This window comes from Caballeronia sp. LZ043, assembly GCF_031451075.1.
Classification (GTDB): Bacteria; Pseudomonadota; Gammaproteobacteria; order Burkholderiales; family Burkholderiaceae; genus Caballeronia.
In genome coordinates, this window is sequence record NZ_JARUXT010000001.1 from 1,344,508 (window position 1) to 1,358,244 (window position 13,737).

Sequence of the window (13,737 nt, forward strand, 5' to 3'; positions counted from 1 at the left end):
TGCGACATCCGATCGCGCGTGCGCAAGCGGCGCTGCCCTCATCGCACGCGTGATGCTGGCCGACGGCTGCGCCCGTCCAGCCAGTGCAACACGCAGCGGCGCTGCATTCGCGACGCCGCCGGTGCGTCACCATCCACGAGGAGGTCGGTATGGCATCGTCGAATGAAGGGAATCTGCGCGCGTTCGTACAAACCGCGGAACAGGCGGGCGGTTTCGTCTGGGTCATCGCGCTGGTTGATTTTTCCGCGAAGGAGGTCAAGCGTGCATTGGTCTCGGAGGAAAATTTCTCGACCGCCGACGCCGCGCGCGATGCCGGCAATGACCGCCTGAAAGGCATGTCGAACGACCGCTGAACCCATCCGTCGCACAAAGCTGGACAGAAACTCGTTCGATGACTTCGAACGAGTTCGCCAAGCTGCTTGTACGGCAACGCGCAAACCCGCGCCCATAATGCCTTCACACAGATCAACGTTCAAAGGAGAACGTCATGAATCGCTTCGAAGGCAAGACAGTCCTGGTTACCGGCGGCAACAGCGGCATTGGCCTGGCGGCCGCGCAGGCGTTTGCGGCTGAAGGCGCGCGCGTCGTCATCACGGGTCGCGACGAGGCTTCACTCGCCGAGGCGCGCGCCACGCTCGGCGAACATGCGCTCGCGATCCGCAACATCGCGGGCACGGTCGCCGCCGCACGTGAACTCGCGCAGCAACTTTCAGACGCTCAAATCCGCCTCGACGCGGTATTCGTCAATGCGGGTATCGGCATCTTCGCGCCGTTCACCGACATCGACGAAAACGCCTGGGACGACACTTTCTCGATCAACGTGAAAGGCCCGTACTTCCAGATCCAGGCGTTGGTGCCTCTGTTCAACAAAGGTGCATCGATCGTGCTGAACGGTTCGATCAACGCGCACATCGGCATGCCGACGTCTTCGGTCTACGCAGCCAGCAAGGCGGCGCTCGTGTCGCTGGCGAAAACGCTCTCGGCGGAACTGCTGCCGCGCGGCGTGCGCGTCAACGTGGTGAGCCCCGGTCCGGTCTCGACGCCGTTGCACGAAAAGCTCGGCATCGTCGATGACGCGCGTGCGCAGCTGCAAGCCCAGATTCCGCTCGGCCGCTTCGGCAAGTCGAGCGAAGTGGCGGCGACGGTTTTGCATCTCTCCGCGCCGGAGTCGGGATTCATCGTCGGGACGGAGATCGTGATCGACGGCGGGATGAGCCAGCTCTGATCTCATCCAATACGGCATGGACCTGCTTCCGGCCATGCCGCGCGGATCACTGCATCGGCCACCAGGCGCCGATGCCGGGCTCGGCGTCGAGGGCGCGCAGGAAGTCGTCGGCGAAGGCGGCGCTGGCCAGCTCATGTTCGAGCGAGCCTGCGGTGAAGTCGTGAGGATTCTTGAGGCCTTTGGCGTGGCGGATGACGGCGACCGTTTCGGTCAGGGCGGCGATGGAGTCGAGCGTGTGCGAGTTCATAGCGCACTTTTACGGCAGGGACGGATCAGCCTTTAGAGCGGACGCGCAAATTCGGCGCGCCCGCGCATCAGGTCCTCGATTTGCCGTGCCCTGAAACCAGCGCGCCCGCATCCGGTGCGAGCGTAAAGAGATCGGCGACGCCGATCAGCCCGATCAACCCGACGATCAGGAACGCCACGCTGAAATCCTCCGGGCCGATGCTATGGGCATCGTGCCCATGCAGCCATTCGCCGAAGCGCAGCGCAATGGCGCCGATCGCCACACCGATGCCCATCGTCATCTGGAACAGCGTGCTCGACAGCGCGGAGGCCGCGCTCATCTGCGCCTTGGGCACGTCCGCGAAACTGAGCGTGTTGAGCGCCGTGAACTGCAACGAGCGCGACAATCCGCTTGCGAACAGCACGGCGGCGATCACGAGCTTGGGTGTCGACGGCGCGAGCAGGCTCATCGCGGCGAGCGAGAGCGCGGCGAGCACGCCGTTCACGATCAACACCTGCCGAAAGCCGAAGCGGCGCATGACGGGCGTCGTGACGAGTTTCATCGAGAGGTTGCCCGCGAACACCGCGAGCGTCAGCAGGCCCGATTCGAACGCGTTCATGCCGAAGCCGACCTGGAACATCAGCGGCAGCAGGAACGGCGCGGCGCTGATCGCGATGCGAAACAGCGAACCGCCGCCCATCGCCACGGCGAAGGTCTTCACGCGCAACGCGGCGAGGTCCACGACCGGTTGCGCCGCGCGGCGCAGATGCAGCCACGACGCGATGCCCGCGATTCCCCCCACCAGCACGAGCACGCCGACCGAGGTCCAGTCGGCGTCGCTGCGGCCGCTCAGTTCCATCGCATACAGCAGCGTGGTGCAGGCGATGCCGCACAGCGCGAAGCCGGGCAGGTCGAAGCGGCGCCGCGCGTCCTCACGCGTGTTGTCGAGATAGCGCAGCGTGAGCAGGAGGCCGATCAGCCCGAGCGGCACGTTGAGATAGAAGATCCAGCGCCATGACGAGTACGTGGTGATGAAGCCGCCCAGCGGCGGCCCGATCACCGGCGCGACGAGCCCCGGCCACGTGATGATGGCGATGGCGCGCATCAAGCCTTCCTTGGGTGTTGCGCGCAGCACGGCGAGCCGTCCGACCGGCACCATCATCGCGCCGCCGATGCCCTGCAGCACGCGCGCCGCGGCGAACGCGGGCAGGGTCGAGGTGGTCGCGCACAGGACGGACGCCGCCGTGAACACGGCGATCGCGCTGCCGAACACGGTGCGCAGGCCGAAGCGGTCGGCGGCCCAGCCGGAGATCGGAATGAAGACGGCGAGCGTCAGCAGATACGCCGTGATGCCGAGACTCATGTCGGCGGGATGCACGTTGAAGGAGCGCGCCATCTGCGGCAGCGCCGTGGCGATGATCGTGCCGTCGAGGTTCTCCATGAAGAAGGTCGCAGCGACCAGCATGACGATGAGCGACGCGCTGCGCTGGCGGGCGCGCTCGCTTGCGGACGGCATCGGATCGGGCATTCCTGAACGGGCGGATGGACGGTGGGCGAGGCTGCCATTCTAGCCGCGACAGCAGAGCTTGCGCGCCTATGGTAGTTTTCGCGCTTGCCTGGAAGCCCGCCGCAGCCAAGGCTGGCCACGCGCTGACGAAGCGCTGACGGCATGCAGACATAACGCCAACAAGAGGGATTGGACAATGAAGTTTCGGAAACTGGGTGACTCGGGTATCGATGTGAGTCTGATCGGACTCGGCACCATGACCTGGGGCGAGCAGAACACCGAGCGCGACGCGCACGAACAGATCGACTACGCGCTGGCGCAGGGCGTCAATCTCGTCGATGCCGCCGAAATGTACCCGGTGCCGCCGCGTCCTGAAACACAGGGCCGCACCGAGCAATACATCGGCACGTGGCTCGCGCGGAACCCGTCGAAGCGCGCCGATATCGTGCTCGCCACCAAGATCGCCGGACCCGCGCGCCAGCCGCACAATCCGCGTCACATTCGCGGCGCGGGCAACCAGTTCGACCGCAAGAACCTGAACGAAGCCATCGACAGCAGCCTGAAGCGCCTGCACACCGACTATGTCGACCTGTATCAACTGCACTGGCCCGACCGCAGCACGATGACCTTCGGCCGTTCGGCGTATCCGTACGTCGACGACGAGTACACGGTGCCCATCGAGGAGACCCTCGCCGCGCTCGCCGAACTCGTGAAGGCAGGCAAGATCCGTCATGTCGGCGTGTCGAACGAAACGCCCTGGGGCGTCGCACAGTTCCTGCACGCGGCCGAGAAGGCCGGGCTGCCGAAGATCGTCAGCATTCAGAATCCCTACAGCCTCGTGAATCGCACCTATGAACTGGGGCTGTCGGAGTTCACGCACCGGGATGGCGTCGGGCTGCTCGCGTATTCGCCGCTGGCGTTCGGCTGGCTCTCCGGCAAGTACGAAGGCGGCGCACGTCCGGCCGGCGCGCGCATCACGCTGTATGAGCGCTTCCAGCGCTACAGCAAGCCGCAGTCGGTCGCGGCCATCACGTCCTATGTCGAACTTGCCGCGCGCCACGGCCTCACGCCCACGCAGCTCGCGCTCGCGTTCGTCAATCAGCGGCCTTTCACGACCAGCACACTGATCGGCGCGACGACGATGGAGCAGTTGAAGGAAAACATCGGCAGCGTGGAGATCGAACTGTCGGAAGAAATTCTGGCCGAAATCGACGCGCTGCACGAGCGTCAGCCGAATCCGGCGCCCTGAAGTTTTCCGGATGCGTCGGCCGGACGCGCCGCGGAATTTCCTGTGCGTTCAGGGATTTGCCACGCTTTTTGCGGGCAACGCCGTGAATGTGTCAGCATGGAGGTTCTCGCGGCGGCGGGCCTCGGCGCTTCATCGCCCGGCCTCCAGGAAAACCGCTTGAAGACATTACCCGCTGGAAGTGCCGCACGCCGCAAGGTAACAAGGCAGGACAGGAAGCACTTCGCGCCCGCATCCTGCATCAACAACGCCGTCTGAACGCCCGTAGCGCCGCATCGCCGCGCGCCACGGCGCGTCCTTCGCATCACTCGCGGTGCCGTGCCGGCTGCAAGGCACTACACTTGCTCGATGGTCCTGGTTGCCCGCTGCGGCGCCTCAAGCCACAGCGCGCTCTTCGCAAAGGAGTCGTCGCTCATGTCTCAAGCATCACCTCAAGCAAAAGACCTCGATCGCCTGTCGATCGACACCATCCGCACGCTGTCGATGGACGCCGTGCAGAAGGCCAACTCCGGCCACCCCGGCACGCCGATGGCGCTCGCGCCCGTGGCGTTCCACCTGTGGCAGAACCACCTGCGCTACGATCCCGACGCGCCGCTGTGGCCGAACCGCGACCGCTTCGTGCTCTCGGTCGGCCATGCGTCGATGCTGCTGTACTCGATGCTGCATCTCACCGGCGTCAAGGAAGTCGACGAACACGGCAAGCCGACCGGCAAGGCCGCGGTCTCGATCGACGACATCGAGCACTTCCGTCAGCTCGACAGCAAGACGCCCGGTCACCCGGAGTTCCGCATGACGACCGGCGTCGAGACGACCACCGGTCCGCTCGGGCAGGGTCTCGGCAACAGCGTGGGCATGGCGATGGCCGCGCGCTGGAAGGAAGCCCACTTCAACCAGGGCGGCGACACGCTGTTCGACTATCACGTCTGGACGCTGTGCGGCGACGGCGACATGATGGAAGGCATCTCGCACGAGGCGGCATCGCTGGCGGGGCACCTGAAGCTGTCAAACCTGACGTGGATCTACGACAGCAACACGATCACCATCGAAGGCCACACGGAACTCGCCTACAGCGACGACGTGGCCTCGCGCTTCCATGGCTACAACTGGAACGTGCTCCACGTCGATGACGCCAACGACGGCGCCGCGCTCGAAGCCGCGTTCAAGGAGGCGAAGGCGACCCAGGACAAGCCGACGCTGATCATCGTCAAGAGCATCATCGGCTGGGGCGCGCCGCACAAGCAGAACACGGCGGGCGCCCACGGCGAGGCGCTGGGCGAGGACGAAGTGAAGCTCGCCAAGAAGTTCTATGGCTGGCCCGAGGACAAGCAGTTCTACGTGCCCGACGGCGTGATGCAGCACTTCGCCGAAGGCATGGGCGCGCGCGGCAAGAAGCTGCATGCCGAATGGAAGCAGCGCTTCGACGCCTACGAGAACAGCCATCCCGAACTCGCGAAGGAAGCCCGGCAGATGCTGGATCACACGCTTCCCGAAGGTTGGGAAGACGCGATTCCGAACTTCGACGCAGATCCGAAGGGCCTCGCCACGCGCGACTCGTCGGGCAAGGTGCTGAACGCGATCGCGCAGCGCATTCCCTGGCTGATCGGCGGCGCGGCGGACCTGTCGCCGTCGACGAAGACGAACCTCAAGTTCGAGGGCGCCGGCAGCTTCGAACATGACGACTACTCGGGACGCAACCTGCACTTTGGCATCCGCGAGCACGGCATGGGCTCGGTCTGCAACGGCATGGCGCTGTCCGACATGCGTCCCTACGGTTCCACCTTCCTGATCTTCAGCGACTACATGAAGCCGCCGATCCGACTCTCGGCCATCATGGAAGTGCCGGTCATCTACGTCTTCACACATGACTCGATTGGCGTGGGCGAAGACGGTCCGACCCACCAGCCGATCGAACAGCTCGCGTCGCTGCGCGCGGTGCCGGGGCTCACGCTGCTGCGCCCCGCGGACGCGAACGAAGTGGGCGAGTCGTGGCGCGTCGCGCTGACGCACAACAAGGAACCGTCGTGCCTCGTGCTGACGCGCCAGCCGCTGCCTACGTTCGACCGCTCGAAGTACGGCTCGGCGGAAGGCGTGCGGCGCGGCGCGTATGTGCTCGCCGACGCCGACGGCGGCAAGCAGCCGGAGGTCATCCTGATGGCCAGCGGCAGCGAAGTGTCGCTGTGTGTGGAAGCCTTCGAGAAGCTCACGGCCGAAGGCGTTGCGGCGCGCGTCGTGTCGATGCCCTCGTGGGACCTCTTCGAAAAGCAGGATGAAGCCTACAAGGAGTCGGTGCTGCCGACAGACGTGCATGCGCGCGTGTGCGTCGAGCAGGCGGCGACGCTCGGCTGGGACCGCTATGTCGGCCGGCTCGGGGCGCAGATCGTCATGCATACGTTCGGCGCGTCGGCGCCGTTGAAGGCGCTCAAGACGAAGTTCGGCTTCACGCCGGAAGCGGTGGTCGACGCCGCGAAGAAACAGCTCGAACGTGTGAAATCCAACGGCAAGGAGTAACGGACATGCAGATCGGCATCGTGGGACTGGGGCGCATGGGCGGCAACATCGGGCGCCGCCTGATGCGCGACGGACACCAGTGCGTCGTGTACGACCACAACCCCGAAGTCACCGCCACGCTCGCGGGCGAGGGCGCGACCGGCGCGAAGGATCTCGGCGATCTCGTCGCGAAACTGGAGACGCCGCGCGTCATCTGGCTGATGCTGCCGGCGGGCAAGATCACCGAGGACACGCTCGGCGACCTGCGCAAGATCCTCACGGCGGACGACGTGATCATCGACGGCGGCAACAGCTTCTACAAGGACGACATCCGCCGCGCCGCGCAGTTGCGGGAGCAGGGCCTGCATTACGTCGACGTGGGCACGTCGGGCGGCGTGTGGGGCCTGACGCGCGGCTATTGCATGATGATCGGCGGCGAAGAGGCGATCGTGCGCCGCATCGATCCGATTCTCGCGACGCTCGCGCCCGGACGCGGCGACATCCCGGCGACGCCCGGCCGCGAAGGCCGCGATGCGCGCGTGGAGAACGGCTACATGCATTGCGGGCCGGTCGGTTCGGGGCACTTCGTCAAGATGGTCCACAACGGCATCGAGTACGGCCTGATGCAGGCGTATGCCGAAGGCTTCCACGTGCTCGAACGCAAGGACTCCACCGACCTGCCGGAGAACGAGCGCTATTCACTCGATCTCGCCGATGTCGCCGAGGTGTGGCGGCGCGGCAGCGTGGTGTCGTCGTGGCTGCTGGATCTCACGGCGGGCGCGCTCGCCGGCGACGGCTCGCTCGATCGCTATTCAGCCGAAGTCGCCGACAGCGGCGAAGGACGCTGGACCATCGAGGCGGCGATCGAAGAGGCGGTGCCTGCGCAGGTGTTATCGGCGGCGCTGTACACGCGCTTTCGCTCGCGCGACGCCGAGTCGTTCCCCGAGCGGATGCTGTCGGCCATGCGCTTCGGCTTTGGCGGCCATCACGAGTTTCCGGTGAAATAGCGGCCGTCACGCTGGCTGCTTGAAACAGCGGCGCCGGACCTTCGCGGTCCGGCGCCGTTTTCATTTCATCATGCGCCGCCTGAAAAGCCAGGCGCACAGGAAGAACGGCACCACGGCGTACGCGCACAACGAGAGCACATGCAGTGCCCAGCCATCGAGCGGACGGCCGAGCATGGCAGGACGGATCAGCTCCACCGCATGATAGAGCGGCAGCACCTGGGTGACGTGCTGCGCGAGCGCGGGCAGTTGCGCGATGGGGAAGAACACGCCGGAGAGCAGCAGCATCGGCGTGAGCGCGAGCGTCTGGTAGAACATGAAGAAGTCGTAGCTCGGCGCGAGCGCCGTCACGATCATCGCCGTGCTGGAGAAAGCCAGCCCGGTCAGCACGATGACCGGCACCGCGATCAGCATCGACGGAAAGCTCGCGTAGCCAAGCGCGCCCGCGACGATCATGATCGCGACGCCCGACAGCACCGACTTGCTGGCGGCCCAGACAATCTCGCCCAGCACGATGTCGCCGAGCGTGAGCGGCGTGTGCATGATGGCTTCCCAGGTGCGCTGCACGTGCATGCGCGAGAAGCCGGAGTACATCGCCTCGAAGCTCGACGACATCATCACGCTCGACGCCGCCGTGCCCGCCGCGAGAAACGCGATATACGACACGCCGTCGACATGCCCGACCATCAGGCCGAGACCCAGGCCCAGGCCAAACAGATAGATCATCGGGTCGGCGAGATTGCCGATCATCGAGGCGATCGCGAGCTTCTTCCACACCAGGTAATTGCGCCGCCACACGGACATCCAGTGGGTGGCGTTGGCGGGCAGCGCGCTCGAGAGGGGCGTGAGGTTGTCGGCCTGCGCTTGCGTTTGTTTCCGGCGCGCGGCTTTGGCCTTGGCGCTGGATTGATCGAAGGTATTCATGAGCGTGTGCGGTTCAGTCCACCATCTCGCGGCCCGTGAGGCGCAGGAACACATCTTCCAGATTCGCCGGACGATGCAGATAACGCACGCCGGCGCGGCCGCGGACGAGCGCATGCACGGGTTGCGGGTCATCGACGTAGCAGAACAGCGTCTCGCCGCTGACTTCCATGCGCGCAACGAGCGGTTCCAGTTCGGCGGCGAGGGCTTTCGGGTCCGGCCCGTAGATCTCGATCACGTCCGAGCCGATCACCGACTCGATCAGTTCGCCCGGCCTGCCTTCGGCGATCTTGCGTCCTTCCTCGATCACGCACAGGCGGTTGCACAGACGCTCCGCTTCTTCCATGAAATGCGTGGTCAGCAGGATGGTCTTGCCGCGCGCGAGCAGGGAACGAAGCCGTTCCCAGATCAGATGGCGCGCTTGCGGATCGAGACCGGTGGTCGGTTCGTCCATCACGAGCACGTCGGGGTCGTTGACGAGGGCGCGCGCCAGCGTGAGGCGCCGTTTCATGCCGCCCGACAGCTCGCCGACGCGCGCATCGGCCTTGCTCTCCAGCCGCGCGAATTCGAGCAGCGACGGCACCAGCGCGTCCATGCGCGCTCCCTTCAGGCCGAAGTAACGACCGAACACGACGAGGTTTTCGCGGACGGTGAAATCGGGATCGAGGTTGTCGAACTGCGGCACCACGCCCACGCGTTCGCGAGCGAAGCGGGCGCGCGCCGGAACGGGTTCGCCGACGAGCCGGATCGAGCCGCTGTCCGGCGACGTGATGCCGAGCAGCATCTTGAGTGTCGTGGTCTTGCCTGCGCCGTTGGGACCGAGCAGGCCGAAGCACTCGCCGGGGCGCACATCGAACGAAAGGCCGTCCACCACCGTGCGCGTGCCGTAGTGCTTCCTGACCTCGCTGAACTCGATGGCGGGTGCGCCGGCGCCGGCATCGTCGTGAAGGCCGGCACGCGATGGCTGCTGCAATGTTTGATCAGTCATGCAATCGTGTTGCGAGGAAAAAGCGATGGGAAATCCAGCGGGCTAGTGTAATCCAATGCACCAGCGTGGCGCTCGACGTGCTGTTGCAAGCGGCAAGCCCGTTTCGAATCCGTGCGGAAGCCGCGTGCTTTTTTCGGCCGTAGTGCGCGAGGCCTGCCTGGCAAGGATGTTGCACGGCTGGCACGACGCCAGCTAGCATGCACGGCGCACGCATCCGGTTAGCGTTTTCCACCGTTGTGACGCCCCGGGGGACACACGATCATGAAGATGCGACACCACGGGAAATCGCATTGCCATCACACGCCTCGTTCCGGTCCGGAGCGCAGGCGTCAAGGGCAAGTCTGGCCAGGGAGGTCAAGATGGATAGCTATCGAAAAATCCTGCTGTGCTATGACGGCTCCAGAGAGGGCCGCAAGGCGCTGCGTCAGGGCGCGAATCTCGCGCTCGACCTGAAGGCGGAAACGCACATTCTGGCCGTCGTCGACATGCGCTCGAGCATCGCACAGAGCGCCGGGCTGCTCACCGACATGGCCTGTGGCCGCTTCGAGGATGCCGCGCGCGACATCCTTCAGGAAGGCGTCGACTGGTTGCGCGAACGCGGTTTGCCGGCGCAGGGACACTTCGCGTTCGGCCATCCGATCGACGAGATTGCGGCGCTCGCCGAACAGCTGAACGTGGATCTGGTGGTCGTCGGGCACCGCTGCCGCAATGGACTCGCGCGCTGGTGGATGGGCGCGGGCAACACGCCGCTGCTCGATCGCGTGAAGTGCAGCATTCTGGTCGCAGTGTGTCAGGCGGGTGAGTCGACCGAGGCGGAAGAAGAGGCCGCCATGGCGGCCCGGCCTGTGAAGGCGGAAGCGGGCGCCTGAACGACGCTTCAGCGACGCTTCAGAAACGCCTCAGCCGTCCAGATTCACCGCGACGAGCTTCCATGACACGAGGCCATCGCGATGAAAGATGGCCGAGTAACGGGCGTCGCCGGCGCCGTGCTGATAGGTCACGGCGAAGGTATTCAAGTCGCGATAGCCCGCGGTGGTGGCAGGCGGTTTCGGCGCGGCTTCGGGTGTCGGGGCGGCGCTGCCCGATGCCGGTGCTGCGGATGAAACCGCCGCCTCGTTCGTTCCGGCCGGCGGCGGGCGTTCGCCGGGGGTGCCGCGCGGCGGGATGCCGTTGAGAATGGCCGCGACGCCGTCAGGCGTGGCATAGGTGTCCACCAGCGGACCGACGACCGCCGCGCCGATCATCGCGCCGATGATGGCGAGCGGATTTCCGTTTTTCTGGATATCCACACGCCGCGTGAGCAAGGCGGCGACTTGCTCCTTGAGGCTCGCGCGCAGCGCGGGGTAATCGACGTATTCATTGACCGTCTGCGCGTCGCGCGCATCGGCTGCGCGCTTGAGGCGATTCAACGCGATATAGGGCGATGCATAGATATAGCCCAGCAGTCCGATGACGATCAGGACGACGAGCGCGGTCAGGATGGAGCGGGTAGTGCGGGACATGCGGTGAAAGGGCCTCGCGCGGAACGTGAATCCCGATTGACCGCGCAAGGGCCCGATAAATCCCGCGAACCCGAAATCGGCGTCTGCCGGAACCCGCTTACGCGAGGATCCCGCCCGCCAGCCCGGCGCTTTCCTCCGCGATGCAGCGGTCGATCATGCGCGACACTTCATCGATCTTGCCGACCAGGATCACGCGCGATTGTCCGCGATACACGCGCACCGGCGCGCGTTCGGCTGCTTCCGCATGCACGCCGCTGTTCAGCGAAACCCGCGCAAACGCCGGCTGACGCGACGGCAGTGCGGGCATGTCCGTCTCGAAGAGATCCGGCGTGGTTTCGGCGCGCGGCATGCCGCACGAAATCAGCGTGCGCAGATGACGCAGACGGCCGAATTGGCGGAAGGGCAACAAGCGGGCGAAACGTTCCATGGTGACTCTCCAGACGATAGGGCGCACAGCGGCCCGCCGCGAACGGTGGCCGTCATGCTGGTTTTTTCGGTTGAACGCCCGGGTGAGCGTCGCTGCGGTTGGTGAGTTGATATTCCGCTATTACCAGGACATTTCTTGTCTCAGTGAGACAGGCGAAACATAAAAACTTCCAATCTTTTCTGAGGCTTGGTCTCACCACGCTCACCACCGCGTATGCCGGAATATCAGAACTCGCCGGAGCGAATCAGGCCGACCGCGATGCCTTCGAGCGCGAACTCGCCGCTGCCGGAGCGCACGAAAATGTTCTCGTAGTCCGGATTCTCGGCGATCAGTTCGACGCCATCGCGATGACGCTTCCAGCGCTTCACCGTCACGTCGTCGCCCAGACGCGCGACCACGATTTGCCCGTCCTTCGCTTCGGTGCGCTTTTGCACGGCCAGCAGGTCGCCGTCGAGAATGCCCGCGTCGCGCATGGACAGCCCGCGCACCTTCAGCAGGTAGTCCGGCTTGCTCGAAAACAGCGCAGGGTCGCAGGCGTAGTGCTGCGAGATGTGCTCCTGCGCGAGGATGGGACTACCGGCCGCGACCCGGCCGACCAGCGGCAGCGAAAGCTGCATGATGCTCGCATGCGGCAGCGTGAACTGATGCGGCACGTCTTCCGGCCGCTCGATGCGCGCTGAGTCGCTCAGCAGGCGAATGCCGCGCGACGAGCCCGCCGCGAGTTCGATCACGCCCTTGCGCGCCAGCGCCCGCAAATGCTCCTCGGCCGAATTGGCCGAACTGAAGCCGAGTTCGGCGGCGATCTCGGCGCGCGTGGGCGGGAAGCCCGTACGCTCGATCGCGCGCTGGATCAACTCGAACACCTGCTGCTGCCGCGCGGTGAGTTTGGATGTCTTGTTCACTGGCTCGGACCCCTGGGGCACTGTATGGATGGACAGGTGACTGTATTTTTATACAGTATTCCGCGCTTTTCAAGCTTTACTTTAAGTTCGGTTGTGCAGGCCCGCAGCGAGCGCGTTCGAGCCCCAGCCACCCTTTCTACGTAGAGGAATAAGCTTCTTAGCAGTTTCACGTATAAAAAAGTGACAAACGATTATTTCTAATCATATAGACCCGTCGTTAGACTGATTCCGTCAATTCGATAAGACGGAGAACGGGGAATGCAAAGCTTGAAATGGGGATTGGGTCGGGGCGCGCGACGCCTGCTCGCGGCGGCTGCGCTGACAGCGGCGGGCATCGGCATGGCGGCGTCCGCGAGCGCGGAGACATCGTTCCTGAACGTGTCCTACGATCCGACGCGCGAGCTCTATCAGGACTTCAATCAGGCCTTCGCGAAGAAGTGGAAGGCCGAGACGGGCGAGACCGTCACCTTCAAGCAGTCCCACGGCGGCTCCGGCGGCCAGGCGCGCGCGGTCCTCGACGGCCTGCAGGCCGATGTCGTCACCCTCGCGCTGGCGTACGACATCGACGCCCTCGCGGGCAAGGGCCTCGTCAACGCAGACTGGCAGAAACGCCTGCCGGACAATGCCTCGCCGTACACCTCGACCATCGTGTTCCTGGTGCGCAAGGGCAATCCGAAGCACATCAAGGACTGGGACGACCTGGCGAAGCCGGGCGTGTCCATCGTTACGCCGAATCCCAAGACCTCGGGCGGCGCGCGCTGGAACTACCTGGCCGCGTGGGCGTATGCGCAGCACAAGCCGGGCGGCAACGAGCAGACCGCGAAGGACTTCGTGACGAAGCTCTACAAGAATGCAGGCGTGCTCGATTCCGGCGCGCGCGGCGCAACGACGAGCTTCGTGCAGCGCGGTCAGGGCGACGTGCTGATCGCGTGGGAGAACGAGGCGTTTCTGTCGCTGAAGGAGTTCGGTCCGGAGAAATTCGAGATCGTGGTGCCGTCGGTGAGCATCCTGGCGGAGCCGCCGGTCGCGGTGGTGGACAAGGTCGTCGACAAGCACGGCACCCGCAAGCTCGCCGAGGCGTATCTCAAGTATCTGTATAGCGACGAAGGCCAGCAGATTGCCGCGCGCAATTTCTATCGGCCGCGTTCGAAGACGGTGCCGGCCGAGCTCACGAAGCAGTTTCCGAAGCTGAAGCTTTACACCATCGACGATACGTTCGGCGGCTGGGCCAAGGCGCAGAAGACGCACTTTGCCGACGGCGGCGTGTTCGACTCGATCTATCAGCCGCAGTAAGGACAGGTC

At 65.1% G+C, this 13,737-nt stretch carries 14 protein-coding genes; 7 read left to right on the forward strand and 7 right to left on the reverse strand.

Translation table 11 applies throughout. From position 1 onward, the window contains the following. Positions 1 to 149: 149 nt before the first annotated feature. Both QCE64_RS06045 and QCE64_RS06050 read left to right on the forward strand, forming a co-directional pair. Complete coding sequence (locus tag QCE64_RS06045) at positions 150 to 353, forward strand: hypothetical protein (protein ID WP_309808158.1); 204 nt, start codon at positions 150 to 152, stop codon at positions 351 to 353. A 134-nt stretch (positions 354 to 487) separates the two neighbouring features. After that, positions 488 to 1,225 carry an SDR family oxidoreductase gene (locus tag QCE64_RS06050; RefSeq protein ID WP_310003076.1) on the forward strand — a complete coding sequence of 246 codons (738 nt, stop codon included), beginning with the start codon at positions 488 to 490 and terminating at the stop codon, positions 1,223 to 1,225. A 46-nt stretch (positions 1,226 to 1,271) separates the two neighbouring features. Here QCE64_RS06050 and QCE64_RS06055 read toward each other — a convergent pair whose 3' ends face one another. Then, positions 1,272 to 1,472 (reverse strand): hypothetical protein, encoded by a 201-nt coding sequence (locus QCE64_RS06055; protein ID WP_309808160.1) that lies wholly within the window; start codon positions 1,470 to 1,472, stop codon positions 1,272 to 1,274. Between the two features lie 67 nt (positions 1,473 to 1,539). Then, positions 1,540 to 2,967, reverse strand: coding sequence for an MFS transporter (locus QCE64_RS06060; protein WP_309915659.1), 1,428 nt, complete (start codon positions 2,965 to 2,967; stop codon positions 1,540 to 1,542). A gap of 187 nt (positions 2,968 to 3,154) precedes the next feature. Here QCE64_RS06060 and QCE64_RS06065 point away from each other — a divergent pair, with 187 nt between their 5' ends. From QCE64_RS06065 to gnd, 3 genes are all read left to right on the forward strand, one after another. Further along, entirely contained in the window at positions 3,155 to 4,207 is a 1,053-nt protein-coding gene (locus QCE64_RS06065) for an NADP(H)-dependent aldo-keto reductase (protein ID WP_309915660.1), read from the forward strand. A 411-nt stretch (positions 4,208 to 4,618) separates the two neighbouring features. Continuing rightward, a complete protein-coding gene (tkt, locus tag QCE64_RS06070) occupies positions 4,619 to 6,712 on the forward strand; it encodes a transketolase (RefSeq protein WP_310003078.1) in 2,094 nt (697 codons plus the stop codon). A 5-nt stretch (positions 6,713 to 6,717) separates the two neighbouring features. Next, the gene (gnd, locus tag QCE64_RS06075; RefSeq protein WP_309915667.1) at positions 6,718 to 7,698 is read left to right on the forward strand and encodes a phosphogluconate dehydrogenase (NAD(+)-dependent, decarboxylating); all 981 of its coding nucleotides are present in this window, start codon (positions 6,718 to 6,720) and stop codon (positions 7,696 to 7,698) included. 60 nt (positions 7,699 to 7,758) lie between these two features. Here the strand turns inward: gnd and QCE64_RS06080 are convergent, their stop codons facing one another. Next, entirely contained in the window at positions 7,759 to 8,619 is an 861-nt protein-coding gene (locus tag QCE64_RS06080; RefSeq protein WP_310003080.1) for an ABC transporter permease, read from the reverse strand. 13 nt (positions 8,620 to 8,632) lie between these two features. Then, positions 8,633 to 9,604, reverse strand: coding sequence for a nodulation factor ABC transporter ATP-binding protein NodI (gene nodI / locus QCE64_RS06085; RefSeq protein ID WP_310003082.1), 972 nt, complete (start codon positions 9,602 to 9,604; stop codon positions 8,633 to 8,635). 359 nt (positions 9,605 to 9,963) lie between these two features. Here nodI and QCE64_RS06090 point away from each other — a divergent pair, with 359 nt between their 5' ends. Continuing rightward, positions 9,964 to 10,473 carry a universal stress protein gene (locus tag QCE64_RS06090; RefSeq protein WP_309929932.1) on the forward strand — a complete coding sequence of 170 codons (510 nt, stop codon included), beginning with the start codon at positions 9,964 to 9,966 and terminating at the stop codon, positions 10,471 to 10,473. A gap of 30 nt (positions 10,474 to 10,503) precedes the next feature. On the opposite strand, the gene QCE64_RS06095 is transcribed toward QCE64_RS06090, so the two are convergent. From QCE64_RS06095 to lexA, 3 genes are all read right to left on the reverse strand, one after another. Continuing rightward, a complete protein-coding gene (locus tag QCE64_RS06095) occupies positions 10,504 to 11,106 on the reverse strand; it encodes a DUF2939 domain-containing protein (RefSeq protein ID WP_310003084.1) in 603 nt (200 codons plus the stop codon). Between the two features lie 97 nt (positions 11,107 to 11,203). Further along, entirely contained in the window at positions 11,204 to 11,533 is a 330-nt protein-coding gene (locus QCE64_RS06100; RefSeq protein WP_309915680.1) for a hypothetical protein, read from the reverse strand. A 224-nt stretch (positions 11,534 to 11,757) separates the two neighbouring features. Next, positions 11,758 to 12,435, reverse strand: coding sequence for a transcriptional repressor LexA (lexA, locus tag QCE64_RS06105; RefSeq protein ID WP_309808170.1), 678 nt, complete (start codon positions 12,433 to 12,435; stop codon positions 11,758 to 11,760). Between the two features lie 258 nt (positions 12,436 to 12,693). Here lexA and QCE64_RS06110 point away from each other — a divergent pair, with 258 nt between their 5' ends. Next, a complete protein-coding gene (locus QCE64_RS06110) occupies positions 12,694 to 13,728 on the forward strand; it encodes a sulfate ABC transporter substrate-binding protein (protein ID WP_309915683.1) in 1,035 nt (344 codons plus the stop codon). Positions 13,729 to 13,737: the final 9 nt, after the last annotated feature.